Source organism: Pseudomonas rhizozeae (assembly GCF_031583775.1).
In the GTDB taxonomy this organism is placed as follows: domain Bacteria; phylum Pseudomonadota; class Gammaproteobacteria; order Pseudomonadales; family Pseudomonadaceae; genus Aquipseudomonas.
Genome location: NZ_JAVLSB010000056.1, coordinates 1 through 18,873, shown reverse-complemented (window position 1 = coordinate 18,873; position 18,873 = coordinate 1). Strand labels below are relative to the sequence as shown.

General features: G+C 62.1%; 15 protein-coding genes. 9 read left to right on the top strand and 6 right to left on the bottom strand.

What is annotated here, in order from left to right:
- The first annotated feature begins 37 nt into the window (after nucleotides 1-37).
- From RG836_RS19850 to RG836_RS19840, 3 genes are all read left to right on the top strand, one after another.
- Entirely contained in the window at nucleotides 38-310 is a 273-nt protein-coding gene (locus RG836_RS19850; protein WP_002552737.1) for an HU family DNA-binding protein, read from the top strand.
- Between the two features lie 233 nt (nucleotides 311-543).
- Nucleotides 544-2,415 (top strand): SurA N-terminal domain-containing protein, encoded by a 1,872-nt coding sequence (locus RG836_RS19845; RefSeq protein WP_310848721.1) that lies wholly within the window; start codon nucleotides 544-546, stop codon nucleotides 2,413-2,415.
- A gap of 187 nt (nucleotides 2,416-2,602) precedes the next feature.
- Nucleotides 2,603-3,463, top strand: coding sequence for a DUF2242 domain-containing protein (locus RG836_RS19840; protein ID WP_310848720.1), 861 nt, complete (start codon nucleotides 2,603-2,605; stop codon nucleotides 3,461-3,463).
- 355 nt (nucleotides 3,464-3,818) lie between these two features.
- On the opposite strand, the gene RG836_RS19835 is transcribed toward RG836_RS19840, so the two are convergent.
- On the bottom strand, nucleotides 3,819-4,859 hold the full coding sequence (locus RG836_RS19835) for an AraC family transcriptional regulator (protein WP_310848718.1): 1,041 nt from the start codon (nucleotides 4,857-4,859) through the stop codon (nucleotides 3,819-3,821).
- A 3-nt stretch (nucleotides 4,860-4,862) separates the two neighbouring features.
- Nucleotides 4,863-5,993: a carbon-nitrogen hydrolase family protein gene (locus RG836_RS19830; RefSeq protein ID WP_310848716.1), complete on the bottom strand. Its 1,131-nt coding sequence runs from the start codon at nucleotides 5,991-5,993 to the stop codon at nucleotides 4,863-4,865.
- A 208-nt stretch (nucleotides 5,994-6,201) separates the two neighbouring features.
- Here RG836_RS19830 and RG836_RS19825 point away from each other — a divergent pair, with 208 nt between their 5' ends.
- Nucleotides 6,202-8,241 carry an NADPH-dependent 2,4-dienoyl-CoA reductase gene (locus RG836_RS19825; RefSeq protein ID WP_310848715.1) on the top strand — a complete coding sequence of 680 codons (2,040 nt, stop codon included), beginning with the start codon at nucleotides 6,202-6,204 and terminating at the stop codon, nucleotides 8,239-8,241.
- A 253-nt stretch (nucleotides 8,242-8,494) separates the two neighbouring features.
- Nucleotides 8,495-9,406, top strand: coding sequence for a 1-aminocyclopropane-1-carboxylate deaminase/D-cysteine desulfhydrase (locus tag RG836_RS19820; RefSeq protein ID WP_310848713.1), 912 nt, complete (start codon nucleotides 8,495-8,497; stop codon nucleotides 9,404-9,406).
- Between the two features lie 56 nt (nucleotides 9,407-9,462).
- Here the strand turns inward: RG836_RS19820 and phnX are convergent, their stop codons facing one another.
- Both phnX and RG836_RS19810 read right to left on the bottom strand, forming a co-directional pair.
- Nucleotides 9,463-10,290, bottom strand: coding sequence for a phosphonoacetaldehyde hydrolase (phnX, locus tag RG836_RS19815; protein ID WP_310848712.1), 828 nt, complete (start codon nucleotides 10,288-10,290; stop codon nucleotides 9,463-9,465).
- A 154-nt stretch (nucleotides 10,291-10,444) separates the two neighbouring features.
- Nucleotides 10,445-11,554, bottom strand: a complete 1,110-nt coding sequence (locus tag RG836_RS19810; protein ID WP_310848710.1) for a 2-aminoethylphosphonate--pyruvate transaminase — start codon at nucleotides 11,552-11,554, stop codon at nucleotides 10,445-10,447.
- 109 nt (nucleotides 11,555-11,663) lie between these two features.
- Here RG836_RS19810 and RG836_RS19805 point away from each other — a divergent pair, with 109 nt between their 5' ends.
- Entirely contained in the window at nucleotides 11,664-12,524 is an 861-nt protein-coding gene (locus tag RG836_RS19805; protein WP_310848709.1) for a LysR substrate-binding domain-containing protein, read from the top strand.
- 77 nt (nucleotides 12,525-12,601) lie between these two features.
- Here the strand turns inward: RG836_RS19805 and RG836_RS19800 are convergent, their stop codons facing one another.
- Nucleotides 12,602-13,474, bottom strand: a complete 873-nt coding sequence (locus RG836_RS19800; RefSeq protein WP_310848707.1) for a LysR family transcriptional regulator — start codon at nucleotides 13,472-13,474, stop codon at nucleotides 12,602-12,604.
- Between the two features lie 262 nt (nucleotides 13,475-13,736).
- Here RG836_RS19800 and RG836_RS19795 point away from each other — a divergent pair, with 262 nt between their 5' ends.
- A complete protein-coding gene (locus RG836_RS19795) occupies nucleotides 13,737-15,062 on the top strand; it encodes an MFS transporter (protein WP_310848704.1) in 1,326 nt (441 codons plus the stop codon).
- Nucleotides 15,063-15,084: 22 nt separating this feature from the next.
- Nucleotides 15,085-16,476 (top strand): FAD-dependent oxidoreductase, encoded by a 1,392-nt coding sequence (locus tag RG836_RS19790; protein WP_310848702.1) that lies wholly within the window; start codon nucleotides 15,085-15,087, stop codon nucleotides 16,474-16,476.
- A 9-nt stretch (nucleotides 16,477-16,485) separates the two neighbouring features.
- On the opposite strand, the gene RG836_RS19785 is transcribed toward RG836_RS19790, so the two are convergent.
- Nucleotides 16,486-17,862, bottom strand: coding sequence for a type VI secretion system Vgr family protein (locus RG836_RS19785; RefSeq protein ID WP_310848701.1), 1,377 nt, complete (start codon nucleotides 17,860-17,862; stop codon nucleotides 16,486-16,488).
- A 219-nt stretch (nucleotides 17,863-18,081) separates the two neighbouring features.
- On the opposite strand from RG836_RS19785, the gene RG836_RS19780 reads away from it, so the two are divergent.
- On the top strand, nucleotides 18,082-18,789 hold the full coding sequence (locus tag RG836_RS19780; RefSeq protein ID WP_310848699.1) for a YebC/PmpR family DNA-binding transcriptional regulator: 708 nt from the start codon (nucleotides 18,082-18,084) through the stop codon (nucleotides 18,787-18,789).
- The last annotated feature ends 84 nt before the right edge of the window (nucleotides 18,790-18,873 follow it).

Sequence of the window (18,873 nt, the reverse complement as noted above, 5' to 3'; positions counted from 1 at the left end):
TTAGAATCATACTCAAATAGATATAAGGGGACTTAGAGTGAACAAGTCGGAACTGATTGATGCTATCGCTGCATCCGCTGATATCCCGAAAGCTGCTGCTGGCCGTGCGCTGGACGCTGTAATCGAATCCGTCACTGGCGCTCTGAAGGCTGGCGACTCCGTTGTTCTGGTAGGTTTCGGTACGTTCTCCGTGACTGACCGCCCTGCTCGTATCGGTCGCAACCCACAGACCGGTAAGACGCTGGAAATCGCGGCAGCCAAAAAACCAGGTTTCAAAGCCGGTAAAGCACTGAAAGAAGCCGTTAACTAAGCTCGATTTCGGTTTTTTGCCTATCCGGGTCGGGGTCATGCCTGACCTGGCAGCGGAGCGGTAGTCCAGTCGGCAGTCGCCGAGCCGAGACACCGAGGGTCGCGAGTTCGAGCCCTCGGTCCGCTCCGCCAGTTACGAGAAGGCGCATCCTCGGATGCGCCTTTCTTCTATCCGGATTCTACCCACGCTCCACGGTTGCCTAAATTTGAAGTTCAACCGTTTCTGGGGGACGCATGCTGCAGAATATCAGGGACAATTCACAAGGCTGGATTGCCAAGACCATCATCGGGATCATCGTTGTATTGATGGCCCTGACCGGTTTCGATGCCATTTTTCAAGCCACCACGAATAAAAACGAGGCGGCCAAGGTCAATGGCGATGAGATCAGCCAGAACGAGCTGAGCCAGGCGGTCGATATGCAACGCCGTCAACTCATGCAACAACTGGGCAAGGATTTCGACGCTTCGTTGCTGGACGAGAAAATGCTGCGCGACTCGGCTCTCAAGGGCCTGATCGATCGCAAGCTGCTGCTGCAAGGCGCGGAAAACGCCAAATTCTCTTTCTCCGAAGCCGCACTCGACCAAGTGATCCTGCAGACACCTGAATTCCAGGTTGACGGCAAGTTCAGCTCCGAGCGCTTCGACCAGGTGATCCGTCAACTGGGTTACAGCCGCATGCAGTTCCGTCAGATGCTGACCCAGGAAATGCTGATCGGCCAATTGCGCGCCGGTGTGGCGGGCAGCGGTTTCGTGACTGATGCCCAAGTGCTGGCATTCGCCCGTCTGGAAAAACAGACCCGCGATTTCGCCGCGCTCAACATCAAGGCAGATCCGGCAGCGGTCAAGCTGACCGATGAAGAGGTCAAGGCCTACTACGACGAACATGCCAAGGAATTCATGACGCCTGATCAGGTTGTCATTGATTACCTCGAACTGAAGAAGTCGTCGTTCTTCGATCAGGTCACCGTCAAGGACGAAGACCTGCAGACGGCTTATCAGAAAGAAACCGCCAACCTGGCTGAACAACGCCGTGGCGCGCACATCCTGATTGAAGTCAACGACAAGACCACCGAGGCGCAAGCCAAGGCGAAGATCGAAGATATCCAGGCGCGCCTGGCCAAGGGCGAGAAGTTTGAAGCGCTTGCCAAGGAGTTCTCCCAGGATCCGGGTTCGGCCAATAATGGCGGTGACCTTGGTTTCGCCGGTCCTGGCGTCTACGACCCAGCGTTCGAGACCGCCTTGTACGGGTTGAGCAAGGATCAGGTGTCGGAGCCGGTGCGTACCGAGTTTGGCTTCCATCTGATCAAGCTGCTGGGTGTTGAAGCGCCACAAGTGCCGAGCTTCGCCAGCCTGAAAGACAAGCTGACCCGCGAACTGAAAACCCAGCAAGTGGAGCAGTTGTTCGTCGAAGCCACCAAGCAATTGGAAGACTCGTCGTTCGAAGCCTCTGACCTGGCTCAGCCGGCTCAAGACCTGAAACTGACAGTGCACACCTCCGCGCCGTTCGGCCGGGAAGGTGGCGAAGGCATCGCGGCCAACCGTGCCGTGGTGACAGCTGCGTTCAGTCCCGAAGTGCTGGATGAGGGCGCCAACAGCACCGCCATCGAGCTCGACCCGGAAACCGTGGTCGTGGTCCGTGCCAAGGAACACCGCAAACCTGAGCAATTGCCGCTGGAAGCTGTGAACACCAGCATCCGCGCGCAATTGACCAAAGAGCACGCAAGTTCCGAAGCCAAGACCAAGGCCGAGCAGTTGATCGCCAGCCTGCGCGAAGGCAAGACGCCGTTGGACAAGCCGATTGACGGTCAGTCCTGGAAAGTCACGCAAGCGGCGACCCGCGCTCAGGAAGGGGTTGACCCGACTGTGCTGCAGTCGTTGTTCCGCATGCCGAAGCCAGAGTCCAAGGACAAGCCGAGCTTCAACAGCGTCACCCTGGCCGATGGCAGCCTGTTGATCTTGCGGTTGAATGCCGTCAACGAAGCCGCCGCGCCGACCGATGAAGAGAAGGCCCAATACCGTCGCTTCCTCGCGTCGCGCATTGGTCAGCAAGACTTCGCGGCGTACCGCAAGCAGTTGGAAGCCCAGGCCGAGATCAAGCGTTTCTGACGTCTGATCCGCTGCGCTGAGGCAAGTCAACGACCCCGTCCATCTGGACGGGGTCTTTTTTTGTCACGACTTTTTGCTAGCTTCGCAGGTCAGTCTTTGTGTAACTGTTGTTAGACACGAATCGATACGCCGCTAAGCATCGATCTGTTGCACAATACGCCCCGGACCGTTTTCCTCAGGATGTTCAATGTTCAAATCATTTCCCATGCGTGTTGCCGGGATGGCCCTGGTGCTGGCCGTCGCCGCCGGTTGCTCGTCGAAAAAGGCCGCTATCTACGAGCATGAGAACTTCGATGACTCCGGGACCTTCTCCCGCAACTATCCCGTCACTGATGTGCAGACTTGCGAAGCCGCCCGTCGCGCGTTGCTCAGCCAGGGCTACATCATCACCAGCAGCGATCCGAAGCTGATCAGCGGGCATAAAAGCTTCCAGCAGACTGGCGAAACGCACATGGAGATCAGTTTCAATGTGGTCTGCGCTGATGACGGTAGCGAAGGGCACCACGCGACGATGTTCGCCAATGCCTTGCAGGACCGTTACGCACTGAAGAAGACCAACAATTCCGCCAGCCTTGGCGTCGGCGTGCTGGGCTCGGTGTCGATGCCGATCGGTTCGTCCGATGATTCGATGGTCAAGGTGGCGAGCGAAACCGTGTCCTCGGCCAAGTTCTACGAACGCTTCTTCGCCCTGGTGGAATTGTTCCTCCCGGCGGAAGCGAAGAAAGCCGCGCACATCGAAGAGAAGCCCAAGACCGACCTCGGCATGCCGGAAGCCAAGGCCGCGCCTGCAGCGCTGGTACCGGCGGCACCGGCACCGGTTGCGCCAGCTCCCGCTGCCGAACCCATGCCGGCTGCCGCGCCCGCGCCAGTCGAAGCAGCCCCGGCCGCGTCCGAGCCCGTGGCAGCCCCAGCCGAACCCGCGCCGATCACCCCGATTGAAGCGGAACCCGCCGCTGCAGAGCCGGCGCCGAGCGAACCGGCCATCACGCCGCCGGCCAACCCCAGCAACTTGCCCGCACCGACCGAGCCGATTCCGGCGCTGCCGTAGATCGCGTTCTGCTCAAGGGTAGCGGTCCGCGCGCAACACCTTCGACGGCCAGGATTGATCACCCTCAATCCTGGCCTTTTTCGTCTAACCCTAGAGCGAAAAAACCGCAGATAAATTCCTGACTCCCTGCTACGTTTTAATAAGCAGGGATGAGCGGTCGTGGCCGCGTCATTTTTCTTTCACGGGGGCACTTTAAGCTCGGGGTGAAGGTCAGCTACTTAGATGAACATTTCAGCCAACAGGCATAGGGCAGGGGAGACGAAAAATGGACGATTATCAAGAAGAGTGGCTGGAATACCGCGCCTTTGAAACCGACCCGCTGGAGCCGGCCGACGACGCTACCGAGTTATAAGCGTCACGCGGTTTGCCGATGACTGCGGCGAAATTCGCCCGGGGTCTGGCCGTTCCAGCGCTTGAACGCGCGTTGAAAGGCTTCGGCGGATGCGAAGCCTAGCAAGTAGGCAATTTCACCGAACGCCAGTTCGGTGTCTCGGATGTAGGTCATGGCCAGGTCGCGACGGGTGTCGTTGAGGATTGCGCGGAACTGCGTACCTTCCTCGGCCAGTTTGCGACGCAAGGTCCAGGTGGGCAGCTTCAGGCGTGCGGCCACTTCTTCCAGGTCGGGCTCCCGGCCTCCATTGAGCAACGGCCCCAATAGCTGAGTGATGCGTTCACGCAGGCTACGGGTGCGCGTCAGTTGTTCCAGTTCCCGTTCACACAATTGCAGCAAGTGCCGCCAGGTGCTCGGGCAATGCTGTGGGTTGCGTTCGGCCAGGGTCGCCAAGCCAAGGCGTAACTGATTGTGCTCGGCGCCGAACTGAATCGGGCAGTCGCCCAGCACCGCATAGCGATCAAGGTATTCCGGTTGTACGAACTCGATGTCGATGCGCTCGGCACGCAAGGGCTGGGCGCTGAGGCTGGATAGTTGATGCAGCCAGCCGGCAATGATCGAGTCGACCACGAAGCGGTTGTAGGCGTTGTAGGGGCTGATGGAGTAGAAGCGCAGCCAGGCACCGCGCGGGTCTTCATGAAAACTTGACTGGCCGCGGTAGTTGGAACCGTACAGCGCTTCGAAACGAATCAGGCAGCGCGCCGCTTCGCGCACGGTGGGCGCCTGGGCGGCGGTGACGCCGGCGAGCCCGGCCTGGCTCAAGCGGCTGAGTTGCCCCATGCTCAAGCCTAGGGCCGGGTCGTCGGTCAGTTGGATCGCCGCGTGGCCGAGTCGCATGTAACGCGGGATCGACAGCCGCGCATTGGCTTCACTCAGACGCGCGGCGTCGAGGCCGTATTGTTCGAGCAAGGGCTGCGGATCGTGCCCTTGGCTGCGCACGGCGTCCGCCAGGCTATGGACGAAGCCGACCGACAAATCCCCGAGGCGCATCGGCAAGGGTTTCATGGTTTACAGCCAGAGGTTGAGCAGTCGCGCGCCGCGGCCATCTTCGTCGGCGTAGTGTTGGCCTTGGCTGCTGGCGAAACTCTGGCCGGCGCTGCTTTTGTCCCAGAACTGGCCGCGCAAAAACACACTGATGCCGGCGGTGGCCAGGCTGCTTGGCGGTTGGCCGATCAAGGTCAGACGATGCCAGGCCTGGCCTTCGCTGATTTCCCCGGCCTTGAGGCTGACCGAGCTCGGCGTGGTCAGGCCTTTATAACCGCGCCACGGTTTGTCCCACGAGCCTTGGCCGACCACATAGGCCGGCACGGCAATCAGTTGCGCACCTGCGGCGTTGAGTTTGCGATAGTTGTCCGGGTACCAACTGTCGCTACCGATCAGCACGCCCAGGCGCCCGGCCGGGGTGTCGACCACGCTCATGGCGCGCTCGGTGTTGGCGTGCAGCACACCGGTCTGATCGAACACCGGGTGCAATTGGCGTTGTGGCTGGCCGATCGGCGCACCGTCGCGGCCGAACACCAGGCTGCTGTTGTACAGCGCGCCATGCCCGACTTTCAGTTGGCCTTCGCGCACACTCGGCTCGGGCAGCACAATAGTGCCGGCCACCAGGGTCACGCCGAATTCCCTGGCCAGCCCACCGAACAACGCCTGGTATTGCTTGGCCATGCTTTTGGCCTTCATTCGCAGGTGCGCGTCGTCGAGGCGGTCGCTGCCCTTGGCGCTGAGGTAGGCGCGGGCGAACTGCACCGGGTTGCTGACCGCCAGCCAGTTCATCGCTTCCTTCAGCGTGCCGGCCTGGTACAACTCATCTTTTTCGCCGGTGACCATGAGCCAAGTGCCGATGTGTTCCGGCAGCACCACCAGGGTTTTGTCGTTCAGCAAGCCTTGCTCCCGGGCGCTTTGCAGGTACGCAGCGAGCTTACGGTGGAGGCGTTCGGGGCTTTGGTAGTCGGTGGGATACAGCTCAGGCTGAATACCCAGCAAGTTGCCGCGATCGGACGGTGTGCCCTGGTCGATCGCTAAATGGATGCGCAGGTCTGACAGGTAATGCCCGACCGGGCGGTCAGCCGCCCACATCGCGTAGGTTGTGAGAACGGCGATCAACGCCATGGAGCAGGTCAGGTACAGAAGTTTGCGCATGGGATTACGGAAAACGGCCGCGTACAGAATGTGCCGTCTAGGGTAGGGCCCATGGCTACGGTTGCCAAGGGCCGCTGCACATTTAGATCATTAACTTGTCAGTTTCGGTCATTGAGTGCCGAGGGTGCGGCTCTTAGTCTGTCGAGCATGACTGACGGAAGCCACAGAGTTTCCGCAATTTCCGTGATCGCTCGATGTGGAGTTACCGATGGCCGCCGCTCATTACCCGCACCTGTTGGCCCCGCTGGACCTGGGTTTTACCACTTTGCGCAACCGCACCCTGATGGGCTCGATGCACACCGGCCTGGAAGAAAAACCCGGTGGCTTCGAGCGCATGGCGGCGTATTTCGCCGAACGCGCCCGGGGCGGTGTTGGCCTGATGGTCACTGGCGGCATCGGCCCGAACGATGAAGGTGGCGTGTATTCCGGCGCGGCTAAGCTGACCACCGAAGAAGAAGCGCTCAAGCACCAGATCGTCACCCGCGCGGTGCATGAAGCGGGCGGCAAGATCTGCATGCAGATTCTCCACGCTGGCCGTTACGCCTACAGCCCCAAGCAAGTGGCGCCGAGCGCTATCCAGGCGCCGATCAATCCGTTCAAGCCGCGCGAGCTGGACGAAGAGGGCATCGAGAAGCAAATCAGCGATTTCGTCACGTGTTCGGTGCTGGCGCAGAAGGCTGAGTACGACGGCGTCGAAATCATGGGCTCGGAAGGTTATTTCATTAACCAGTTCCTCGCCGCGCATACCAACCATCGCACTGACCGGTGGGGCGGCAGCTACGAAAACCGCATGCGCTTGCCGGTGGAAATCGTCCGTCGGGTGCGCGAAGCGGTCGGCCCGAACTTCATCATCATTTTCCGGTTGTCGATGCTCGACCTGGTCGAAGGCGGCAGCAGTTGGGAAGAGATCGTGACCCTGGCCAAAGCCATCGAGCAGGCCGGCGCGACCATCATCAACACCGGCATTGGCTGGCACGAAGCGCGGATTCCGACCATCGCCACCAAGGTGCCGCGCGCTGCGTTCAGCAAAGTCACGGCCAAGCTGCGCGGTTCAGTGAGCATTCCGCTGATCACCACCAACCGCATCAACACCCCGGAAGTGGCCGAGCAGATCCTCGCCGAGGGCGATGCCGACATGGTCTCGATGGCGCGGCCGTTCCTCGCCGACCCGGACTTCGTCAACAAGGCCGCTGCCGGCCGTGGCGACGAAATCAACACCTGCATCGGCTGCAACCAGGCCTGCCTCGATCACACCTTCGGCGGCAAACTCACCACCTGTCTGGTCAACCCGCGGGCCTGCCATGAAACCGAGCTCAATTACCTGCCGGTGCAGCAGATCAAGAAAATCGCCGTGGTCGGCGCCGGCCCTGCCGGGTTGTCCGCCGCCACCGTCGCTGCCGAGCGCGGGCATCAGGTGACGCTGTTCGATTCCGCCAGTGAAATCGGCGGCCAGTTCAACATTGCCAAGCGTGTGCCGGGCAAAGAGGAGTTCTTCGAAACCCTGCGCTACTTCAACCGCAAATTGCAGACCACTAACGTCGAGTTGTGCCTGAACACTCGGGTGGATGTCGAGCAACTGCTGGCCGGCGGCTTTGACGAAATTATCCTCGCCACCGGCATCGCCCCGCGCACGCCGGCGATCCCCGGCGTGGACAACGCCAAGGTGCTGAGTTACCTGGACGTGATCCTTGAGCGCAAACCGGTGGGCAAGAAAGTCGCGGTGATCGGCGCCGGCGGGATTGGTTTCGACGTCTCCGAGTTTCTGGTGCACGAAGGGGTTGCCACCAGCCTCGACCGCGCGGCGTTCTGGAAAGAGTGGGGCATCGACACGCACCTGGAAGCACGGGGTGGCGTGGCGGGGATCAAGGCTGAACCGCATGCACCGGCGCGGGAAGTGTTCCTGTTGCAGCGCAAGGCTACCAAGGTCGGCGACGGCCTGGGCAAGACCACCGGCTGGATCCACCGCACCGGGCTGAAGAACAAACGCGTGCAGATGCTCAACAGCGTCGAGTACCTGAAGATCGATGACGACGGCTTGCACATCCGCATCGGCGAAACGGGCGAACCGCAGTTGCTGGCGGTGGACAACATCGTCATCTGCGCCGGTCAGGATCCGTTGCGTGAATTGCACGACGGTCTGGTCGCGGCGGGGCAGAATGTGCACCTGATCGGCGGCGCGGACGTCGCCGCCGAGCTCGACGCCAAACGCGCGATCAACCAGGGTTCGCGATTGGCCGCTGAACTGTAAGCGGCAGGTCCAGCGTGCCAGGCCCCCATCGATGGCAAGCCAGCTCCCACAGGTTTTGCGGTGTGCCGAGCTCTTATGATCGACACCGCCCCTGTGGCGAGGGAGCTTGCTCCCGCTCGGCTGCGCAGCAGACCCAAAAATCTCACAATCCATTCGATTCCTGAAAGCGCCGCACCAACCCTGTGGCAAGCCCAAAAGATAAAAAGCAGTCGCCACTGCTAACATGCCGGCTCTTTCCTCAAGAACCGGCCTCATGCTTTCTCCCCCCGCCGACTGGCTACCCCAAGCGCCGCTGCAACCCCTGCACCTGGACTGGCTCAACGCCGCCAACGTCCAAGTCGCGATCCTGCGCCTGGACCTGATCGATCCGCTGATCAGTGGCAACAAGTGGTTCAAGCTCACCGAATATCTCAAAGCCGCCGATACGGTAGGCGCCGAAGGGCTGATCAGCCTCGGCGGCGCACATTCCAATCACCTGCATGCCTTGGCGGCGGCCGGGAAACGCCTGGGGTTTGCCACGGTCGGGCTGGTGCGCGGTCATCCGCTCGACACGCCAACCGTGCGCGATCTACAAGCCTTCGGCATGCACTTGCACTGGCTGGGTTACGCCGGGTATCGCGCACGTAACCAACCGGGGTTCTGGACGCCATGGCAGGCGCGTTATCCCAACCTCTATCCGATACCGGAGGGCGGTGGCGGATTGCCGGGGGCGCAGGGCTGCCGGGCGTTGAAAGCGCTGGTCACCGATCAGTTGGCCAGCCTCGGTTGGGACGACTATCACGGCTGGTGGCTGGCGTGCGGCACCGGCACCACACTCGCGGGGCTGGTCCTGGCCGAGGAGGGCAGCCATCCGGTGTACGGCGCCCTGGCGGTGCCCGGTGACCATGGCGTCGCGCAGCAAGTGCAAACGATCGTCGGCGCCGGCAGCGGCTATGAACTGCTTGACGCCAGCCGCGGTGGTTTCGCCCAGATTGACCCGGCGCTGCTGGCGTTCATCGCCGAAGCTGAGCAAGCCACCGGCCTTGAGCTGGAACCGCTGTACACCGGCAAAGCGCTGCTCGCGCTCAAGCAACAGGTTGCCGGCGGACGATTCGCCCCAGGCACGCGGCTGATCTTCATTCATACCGGCGGCTTGCAAGGCCGGCGAGGGTTTCCCCAGGCATAAAAAAGCGCCGGTTCCTGCCAAGGAGTCGGCGCTTTTTTTATGGGCCTTTTGATTGATCAATTGGCCTGCGGCATTTCACCTCGCGCCAGTCGCTGATTGATGTCAGCGATCACCTGGGGCAAGTCACTGATGGTGTCGATCATGTAGTGCGGCCGCGAGCTTTCGAACAGGGCGTGGATGCGCTTGCGCTCGCTGCTCAGTTCCTCGCTGCTCAGGGCGCGATAACCCTCGTAGTCCAGGCCCAGGGCGTTGCCCGAGCAGATCAGCGCCACGGTCCACATGCCGGCGCGGCGACCTTCGAGGATGCCCGGCACGGTGTCGTCGATCTTCACGCACGCCGCCACGTCATCGATGCCCAGGGCGATCACATTGGCCAGCGCCTGGGCCGGCCATGGGCGGCCGTTCGGCACTTCGTCAGTGGCGACCACGTGGTCGGCGACATAACCATTAGTGGCGGCGAGTTCGACCACTTTGTCCATCACTTGCTTCGGGTAGCCGGAGCATGAACCGATTTTGATCCCTTGCTCACGCAGCCCGGCGATGGTCTCCAGCGCGCCGGGAATCAGCGCCGAGTGCTCGGCGATTTTCTCGATCTGCAATGGCATGAAACGCTGATAGATCGCCGTGACGTCGTCGTCGGTCGGGGTGCGGCCGAACGCCTTTCGGTATCGTTCGGCTACCTGCGGCAGGTCGCACAGAGTGCGGATGTGGTCCCACTTGCCCATGCCCATCGGGCCGCGGGCTTCGTCGATTGAGACCTGCACATCGAACTCGGCGAAGGCTTCGACGAAAATCTGCGTCGGTGCGAACGAGCCGAAATCGACCACGGTGCCAGCCCAGTCAAGGATGGCGGCTTGGAGTTGGGTGGGGTTCTGGTAGTTCATGGTCAGTAGAGTCCTGTGAATAAGCGCTGTTTAGTGTGGGAGCGAGCCTGCTCGCGAAGGCGTCTGTAAAGGCGATAGGGGCGGAGGCAGACGGATTGCTTTCGTCGGAAAACCGCCCAAAGCAATGCCGCTCCTATAAGCAGGGTGGTGTGGTTCAGATATTGACCACTTCCATCTCGCGCAACACCTCGCCAATCGCCGCCACCGCTGCCTTGATTTCCGGCGGGTTGACGTGGCCGATGCAGCCGACACGGAAGGTCTCGACCTGGGTCAATTTGCCGGGGTAGAGGATGAAACCCTTGGCCTTGACCCGTTCGTAGAACTCTTTGAACTGGTAGCGCGGGTCGTTCGGTGCGTGGAAGGTGACGATGATCGGTGCCTGGATCGCCTCTGGCAGGAAGCTGCGCAATCCAAGCCCGGCCATCTCGTCGAGCAGCGTCTGGCAGTTGTCGGCGTAGCGTTGGTGCCGCGCCGGCAGGCCGCCCTCTTCGTTGTATTGCAGCAAGGCTTCATGCAGCGCCGCGACCACGTGGGTGGGCGGGGTGAAACGCCATTGTCCGGTCTTGGCCATGTAGACGTGCTGGTCGTGCAGGTCCATCGCCAGCGAGTGCGAGTTGCCGGCGGCGGCGGCCAGGGATTCTTTGCGGGCAAACACGAAGCCCATGCCCGGCACGCCTTCCAGGCACTTGCCCGAGGCGGCGATCAAGGCATCGAACGGCACCTTCGCGGCGTCCACCGGCAGCGCCCCGAACGAACTCATGGCATCGATAATCAGCCGTTTGCCATGCCCGGCGATCACCTCGGCAATCTCCGGCAGCGGGTTAAGGATGCCCGTGCTGGTTTCACAGTGGATCAGCGCCACGTGGGTAATGCTCGCGTCGGCGCGCAGCAGGCGGTCGACGTCAGCCGCGGTGGTCGGTTCGTCTTCGGCGGTTTCGAAGGTGCTGAAGGAGCGACCGAGCACTTCGCAGATTTTCGCCAGGCGTTTGCCGTAGGCACCGTTGATCAGCACCAGGATTTTGCCGTCGCGGGGCACCAGAGTGCCGATTGCCGCTTCTACAGCGAAGGTGCCGCTGCCTTGCAAAGGCACGCAATCGTGGGTGGCGGTGCCGTTGATGATCGCCAGCAGTTGTTCTTTAAGACTGGCGGTCAGTTGGTTGAAGCGGTCATCCCACGAGCCCCAGTCGACCATCATCGCCTGGCGAGTGCGCGCCGACGTCGTCAGTGGGCCGGGGGTGAGCAGGATAGGTTCGGCGATACTCATTCACGTGTCCTCGCAATCGGTGGGATGAAGCTACGGGGCTTAAATTGCGTTTTGTGCAGTTATCAATCAAATTGTTTATTGTTATGCCAGCCATCAGTGAGGGTTATTCATGAACCTGTTCCAGCTGCGCGCCTTCGACGCCGTGGCCCGGGAGGGCAGCTTCACCCGCGCCGCCGAGCGCTTATTCATCAGCCAGCCGGCGGTTACCGGGCACATCAAGGCGTTGGAAGAGCGCTACCAGATCACCTTGCTGCGGCGCACCGCGCGGCGGGTCGAGCTGACGGAAGAGGGCACCAAACTGGCGGCGATCACCCGGGCGATGTTCAGCCTGGCGGACGAGGCGCAAGTGATGCTCGAAGCCAATCGGCAACTGTTGACCGGACGCCTGGAGGTGGCGGCGGACGGCCCGCACATGGTCATGCCGATGCTTGCCAGCCTGCGTGCGCGTTATCCGGGGATCACCGTCAACCTGCGGCTGGGCAATGCTCAGGAAACCTTGGCGGCACTGGTATCGGAACATGCCGACGTGGCGGTGCTGACTGAGGTCGAACCCCGCAAGGGCTTGCACTTGCAGGCCTTGAACGAGTCACGGATTTGCGCGCTGGTGCCGGCCGGGCATGCGTGGGCGACCTTGGCCGAGGGCGTGGCGATCGAGCAACTGGACCAGGTGATCATGGTGTTGCGCGAGCCGAGTTCGATCACCCGTCGCACCTTCGATGAAGCGTGCGCGGCGGCGTTGATTCATCCGCGGGTGCTACTGGAACTGGACAGCCGCGAGGCGGTGACTGAAGCGGTGGCGGCGCAGTTGGGGGTGGGCGTGGTGTCGTCGGTGGAAGTCAGCCACGACCCGCGCGTGGTGGCCGTGCCGATCAACGGCGACGGGCTGGTCAACCGGCACATGATTGGCTGCATGGAACGGCGGCGGGAGTTGCGCTTGATTCGGGCGTTCCTGGAGCTGGCGCCGACCTGAGTGTTGCACCTCCGCGGCTCTGCTTTTGATCTTGATCCAGATCTTGGCGGCGAGGCCCATTGCACAGCGGATCCGGATCAGGCCAGGCTTTCGCGCACCATCTCCAGAAAAGTCGCTACCACCCGCCGTGAACTCTGTTCGCGCAGGCACACCAGGGTTTCGGTCAGGCGCCGGGTGCAGTCGGTGATCGGCAAGGCGCACACCCGTGAATCGGCGCCGAATTCGGCGGCGGACACGACGCCCACGCCAATTCCGACCACCACGGCTTCGCGCGCAGCTTCCCGGCCTTCGACCTGGATCGCCGGGCGAATACGGAACCCGGCGCGGGCCATTTCTTCTTCGAGGGTCTGGCGGGTCACCGAGCCCACCTCGCGCAACACCAGCGGCGTGTCGTCGAGGTCGGCCAGGCAAATCGATTCGCGGTCGGCCCACGGATGCTGGCGCGACACGAACGCCACCATCGGGTCATCGCGCAACGGCACGCTGAGCAGGCGTTCGTCGTTGACGTCACGGCCCAGCAGCGCCAGGTCGGCCTGGTAATTGAACAGACGGAACAGCGATTCATCCGTGTTGCCGGTTTCGATCTTTACGCTAATGCCCGGGTAGCGCTCGCAGAACCGAGCGATCTGCGGCAACACGTGCACCGGCGCATCCACCGCCAGAATCAGGCTGCCGGTCTGCAAGGCGCGCGAGTCGTGCAGCAGCTCTTGGGCCTCGGCTTCAATCACGAACAAACGCTGGGTGATACTCAACAGTCGCTCGCCCAGATCAGTCAGGCGCACCGACCGTTTGTTGCGATGGAACAGCAATACGCCGAAGCGCTCTTCGAGCTTGCGGACCTGATCGGAAATCGCCGGTTGCGTGAGAAACAATCGTTCGGCGGCTTTGGTGAAGCTGCCGTGGACTGCCACCGCGTGAAACGCCTTGAGCTGCGCGTGAGAGACCGACATCGCCATTCCTCTTACAAGCTGAGCTTATATTGGAAATACGATAAATCGATTTCACTTATTTATCAGCAGTTGTTTTGATCGGCCCCAGCCCCGCTGACTGCTCGACCGAGCAGCGACGAAGGCCATGAGCCCTTCACTGCAGGACTCATCTGACCGCTGGCGCCCAAGGACTGGGAGCCTTCGCAGTGCTCAACAATAAAAAGACAGGCGTTTTTCTTTCAGATTTCTGCCGGCACACTCACACCCTGAGGTCAGAACTACCATGAATCAGTCCATCGGCACCATCAAGCGTTGGCGCGTGCAGATCTTCGCGATCACCTGGCTCGCCTACGCCGCTTTTTACTTCACCCGCAAAGCATTCTCGGTGGCCAAACTCGGCATCGCCGAAGACCCGGATTTCACCCTCGACAAAATGGCCATGGCCAACCTCGATGCCATCTACCTGGCGGCCTACGCCATTGGCCAGTTCGGCTGGGGCATGCTGGCCGATCGCTTCGGCCCGCGAGTGGTAGTGCTGGGCGGCTTGCTGATTTCCGCTGCGGCGGCACTGGTGATGGGCAGCTTTGCGACCTTGCCGATCTTCGCCACTTGCATGCTGATCCAAGGCCTGGCGCAGTCCACCGGGTGGTCGGGGTTGTGCAAGAACATCGGCAGTTTCTTTCCCGCTGAACAACGCGGGCGGGTGCTCGGGCTATGGAGTTCCTGCTACGCCTTCGGCGGCCTGGTGGCCTCGCCCTTCGCCGGCTGGTGGGCCTATACGCTGATCGGCACCTGGCACGCGGCATTCATTTCCAGCGCGGCGGTGGTGGCACTGGTGGCGCTGCTGTTCTTTATTTTCCAGCGCAATAAACCGGAAGACGTCGGCCTGCCCGCCGTCGAGCCAGAACCCGAACTAACCGCCGAACAAGCCCACGCGCAAAGCAAGATCAGCATCTGGGAACCGCTGCGGGAGATCCTGCGCAACCGCACGGTGCTGACCCTCGGCCTGGCTTACTTTCTGTTGAAACCGGCGCGCTACGCGATTCTGTTGTGGGGGCCGGTAATCGTCTTCGAGCAGATGCCGTCGGTGGGCAAGGTCGGCGCCGCGATTGTGCCGACCGCGTTCGAACTGGCCGGGTTGCTGGGGCCGATCATGATCGGCCTGGCTTCGGACAAACTGTTCGGCGCTCGCCGCATGCCCGCGTGCGTGCTGAGCCTGCTGGCGTTGACCGTGACCCTCGCGCTGTTCATGGCTGCATTGCAGAGCGGCAGTGTGATGCTGGTGGTGGCCTTGCTGTTTGTCATGGGCCTGACCCTGTACGGCCCGGACTCAATGATCAGTGGCGCGGCGGCGATCGATTTCGGCACCGCCAAGGCCGGCGCCACCGCCGCGGGTTTCGTCAACGGCTGCGGCTCGGTCGGGGCGATTCTCGGAGGTTTGCTGCCAGGTTATTTCGACACGGTGACGGTGTTCATCGTCTTCGCTGGCTGCGCGCTGTTCTCGGCGCTGGTGCTGATCCCTCACTGGAACAGCCGTCCTGCGGCTTTGCAGGCAGAACAGGCTGATGTGCCCAACCGAGCCCTGGCGATCAAACCGCTGCGGACCTGATTCACACGCAAGGAAACCAACGATGAGACCTTTCTGGCTGGAACAGGCGCTGGCGGCACAACCCTGCCCGCCGAGCGCGCCGCTGAGCGGCGACACCCGCGCTGACGTCTGCATTGTCGGCGGCGGTTACACCGGGTTGTGGACGGCAATTCTGCTCAAGGAGCAAAACCCCGAACTCGACGTGGTGCTGATCGAAGCCGACATCTGCGGCGCCGGTGCCAGTGGCCGCAACGGCGGCTGTGCGCTGTCCTGGTCGGCGAAGTTTTTCACCCTTGAGCGTTTGTTCGGTATCGAGGAAGCGCTGCGGCTGGTGAAGGAGTCGGAGCGCAGCATCTACGAGATCGGTGCCTTCTGCGAGCAGTACGGCGTCGATGCCGATTACCGCCTCGACGGCACGCTGTACACCGCCACCAATCGGGCGCAGTGCGGTGCCACCGACGGTGTGATTGCCGCGCTGGAACGGCACGGCATCAACTCGTTCAGCAAGCGGCCGCTGGCGGATGTACAGCGTATGGCCGGTTCTGAACGACACCTGGAAGGCTGGTTTTCCCCAGCGGCCGCCAGTGTGCAGCCTGGCAAACTGGTGCGCGGCCTGCGTCGGGTGGCCTTGCAACTGGGGGTGCGGATTCACGAAAACACCGCCATGACCGGTCTGGAGGAAGGCCTGCCGGCCGGCATCCAGACCGCCTCTGGCACGGTGCGCGCTGATCGTGTGGTGCTGGCGATGAACGCCTGGATGGCGCGCGCGTTCCCGCAGTTCGAGCGCAGTGTAGCGATCGTCTCCAGCGACATGCTGATCACTGAACCGCGCCCGGACCTGCTCCGGCAGATAGGTTTGACCAGCGGCGTGACGGTGCTCGACTCGCGGATTTTCGTGCACTACTACCACAACACCCCGGACGGACGGCTGATGCTTGGCAAGGGCGGCAACACCTTTGCCTACGGCGGGCGGATGTTACCGGTGTTCGATCAGCCCTCGCCGTATGTGGGGCTGTTGCGCCGCAGCCTCGATCAGTTTTTTCCCGCGTTCGCCGAGGCCCGGGTCGAGGCCACGTGGAACGGGCCGTCCGATCGCTCGGTCACGGGCTTACCGTTCTTCGGCCAGATGAGCGCCAGCGGCAACGTGTTCTACGGTTTCGGTTATTCGGGCAGCGGCGTCGGCCCGTGCCACATGGGCGGGCAGATTCTCGCGTCACTGGTACAGGGCCTGGACAACCCCTGGACCCGCTCGCCACTGGTCAGCGGCCCGTTGGGACATTTCCCGCCGGAGCCGATTCGCTACCTCGGCTCGCTGATGGTGCGCAACGCGATCCGCCGCAAGGAGCGCGCCGAAGACCACGGGCGCCGGCCCCGGCACCTGGATGTGCGTCTGGCGAAATTCGCCGCCGCTGCCGGCAAGGCTGACAAGGGGTAGGGCGCAGGTTCACAGGTTGATGTCCGGGTCGTGCAGCAACCAGTCGAACAGCAAGCGCGTGTCGATCGGGGCCGGGCGCGTCGGCGGGCTGTCGCGTTGGGGGTCGAGCAGGCCGCAGATCAACGGGCGGTCCGGGTCGTGGTCGAGGAAACTCACCAGCACTTCACTGCCGGCCAGTGGCAGTCGGTTTGCGAAGGCCTGGGCCACCGTCAGGGCCATCGGCAGCCAGAGATCGGTGTCTTCGGCATCGGGGTCGTCGGGCCACAAGCACACCGGCAGGCGACCCTGCCGATCAAGCACTGCGGGCTGCCCGTCGACGCCCCACACGCGGGCGCGCTGATAACCGGGAATGCTCGGGCGCGGCTGTTTCAGAGGCGGTCGGAACGGCGTCGACCAGAGGATCGCGGTGAACTGATTGCGGTAGACCGATGTGGTCGAGGTCTGCTGGAACTGATGCTGGGTTTCGATCAACAGCCATTGGTCATTGAATCGGGCGAGCGGGTGCTGCTCGACTTGCACGATACGGCTGCTCAGCAGCTCGCAGCGGGTGCTGTGGCCGCAGACTCGAGATTGCCCGGCGCGCAAGCGTTCCAGGTGGCGGCGACTGCGTTGGCGCAGGTGATCCTGGGTGTCGCGCAAGATGCTCGGGCGGGCGTCGCTGAGTCGTTGATTGGCCGCGTGCTCGTCGTCCTGAAACGGCGCGGGGTCGTGGCAGAACGGCGGTAACCGGTCGAGCGGCTGGCCGTAACGCTGATACAACGCCCAGATCACCGGACCGGTTTGAGGCTGCGCGGTGCCGCAATGGAAGGGCGTCGTCAGCGGTTGCGGATCGAAGTTCAAGGCGTCGTCGGCCAGCACCAGCACATGGCCGTCTGGCCGATGACTGAAGTGGTAGTGAATGCCTTCTTCCTCGCACAAACGCTGCAACAGCTGTAGGTCGCTTTCCTCGTACTGAATGCAGAACGGTCGCAGCGGGTAGCGAGCCTCGTCCAGTTCGATGCGGTAATGGTCTTCGCTCAGGCCGTTGGTTTCGAGCAAATGCTGCAGGATCTGCGGCACCGTCATCGCACTCAACGCCCGGCGTTTGCGCGGAGTGTGCAGTTGCTGCAGGCGCGGCATCAGCACCAGGTGACAGACCTGCTGGCGCGGATGCCGGTATTCCAGGCTGACGCTGGCGAGCAGGCCATGGATGCCGTGGTGTTCGCCGAGGCGCAGGTAGGCTTCGCTGTGCAGCAATGCGTCGATATCCAGTGCAGGCCCGATCAATTGGATCTCGAAACGGTAGACCTGGTTGAGGCCTTCGCCGCCCTTGAAGCGAGTCACCGGCCACTGCTCACCGGTCGCTGCGAGGTGCAGGGTGAACGGACTTTCCTTGTCGTTGCGCATCGATCTCTATCCAGCAGGAATTCACACGGGCGCAGAGGGTACGAAATCGAGGTGTCTGGTGGGCCATGCAAATCGAATTTTCAGAATCGCCCTACATGCTTGGGTGAGGTTGTCCATCGTCTGCGGCACTTTTTGGTCGATTGCCAACTTTAGGCCGTATAAACTTCGGCAAAGCGTCGGCCAATCGATGTATCGACGCGTCTGACAAGAGAGTGAGTAATGGGCGCACAGTGGAAGGTTAAACACAAAGAGGCGGCGTCGAACGCCAAGGGCAAGATCTTCGGCAAACTGGTGAAGGAAATCACCATCGCTGCGCGCAACGGCGCCGACACCGCCACCAACGCGCACTTGCGCCTGGTGGTCGAGCAAGCCAAAAAGGCTTCGATGCCCAAGGAAACCCTGGAGCGCGCGATCAAGAAAGGCTCGGGCCAACTGGGCGAGACCGTGCAATACCACCGCGTGACCTACGAAGGTTTCGCCCCGCATCAGGTGCCGCTGATCGTCGAGTGCGTCACCGACAACATCAACCGTACCGTGGCGGAAATCCGCGTGGCGTTCCGTAAGGGCCAATTGGGCGCGTCCGGCTCGGTGGCGTGGGACTTTAACCACGTGGGTTTGATCGAAGCATCCCCGGACAGCCCCGACGCCGACCCGGAAATGGCCGCAATCGAAGCCGGCGCCCAGGATTTCGAGCCGGGCGATGAAGAGGGTACGACCCTGTTCATCACCGAAACCGCCGATCTGGACGCGGTGCAGAAGGCTTTGCCGGAGCAGGGGTTTACGGTGTTGTCGGCCAAGTTGGGTTATCAGCCGAAGAACCCGGTGAGTGGGTTGAGTGATGAGCAGATGGCGGAGGTCGAGGCCTTTTTGGAAGGGCTCGATAATCATGATGATGTGCAGGATATGTTTGTGGGGTTGGCGGGCTGATCGTTGATCGTTCCCACGTTTTTGCGTGGGAATGCAGTTGGGGCGTTTTGCGCTTGGGTGTATATCCGTTGCTGCGGTAATGGC

Coding starts and splice junctions, on each gene's coding strand:
- RG836_RS19800 (WP_310848707.1), bottom strand. CDS start 13,474: ATGTCGGTCTCTCACGCGCAGCTCAAGGCGTTTCACGCGGTGGCAGTC.
- RG836_RS19825 (WP_310848715.1), top strand. CDS start 6,202: ATGGCCGCCGCTCATTACCCGCACCTGTTGGCCCCGCTGGACCTGGGT.
- RG836_RS19785 (WP_310848701.1), bottom strand. CDS start 17,862: ATGCGCAACGACAAGGAAAGTCCGTTCACCCTGCACCTCGCAGCGACC.
- RG836_RS19780 (WP_310848699.1), top strand. CDS start 18,082: ATGGGCGCACAGTGGAAGGTTAAACACAAAGAGGCGGCGTCGAACGCC.
- RG836_RS19830 (WP_310848716.1), bottom strand. CDS start 5,993: ATGCGCAAACTTCTGTACCTGACCTGCTCCATGGCGTTGATCGCCGTT.
- RG836_RS19835 (WP_310848718.1), bottom strand. CDS start 4,859: ATGAAACCCTTGCCGATGCGCCTCGGGGATTTGTCGGTCGGCTTCGTC.
- phnX (WP_310848712.1), bottom strand. CDS start 10,290: ATGAACTACCAGAACCCCACCCAACTCCAAGCCGCCATCCTTGACTGG.
- RG836_RS19795 (WP_310848704.1), top strand. CDS start 13,737: ATGAATCAGTCCATCGGCACCATCAAGCGTTGGCGCGTGCAGATCTTC.
- RG836_RS19840 (WP_310848720.1), top strand. CDS start 2,603: ATGTTCAAATCATTTCCCATGCGTGTTGCCGGGATGGCCCTGGTGCTG.
- RG836_RS19790 (WP_310848702.1), top strand. CDS start 15,085: ATGAGACCTTTCTGGCTGGAACAGGCGCTGGCGGCACAACCCTGCCCG.
- RG836_RS19805 (WP_310848709.1), top strand. CDS start 11,664: ATGAACCTGTTCCAGCTGCGCGCCTTCGACGCCGTGGCCCGGGAGGGC.
- RG836_RS19845 (WP_310848721.1), top strand. CDS start 544: ATGCTGCAGAATATCAGGGACAATTCACAAGGCTGGATTGCCAAGACC.
- RG836_RS19810 (WP_310848710.1), bottom strand. CDS start 11,554: ATGAGTATCGCCGAACCTATCCTGCTCACCCCCGGCCCACTGACGACG.
- RG836_RS19820 (WP_310848713.1), top strand. CDS start 8,495: ATGCTTTCTCCCCCCGCCGACTGGCTACCCCAAGCGCCGCTGCAACCC.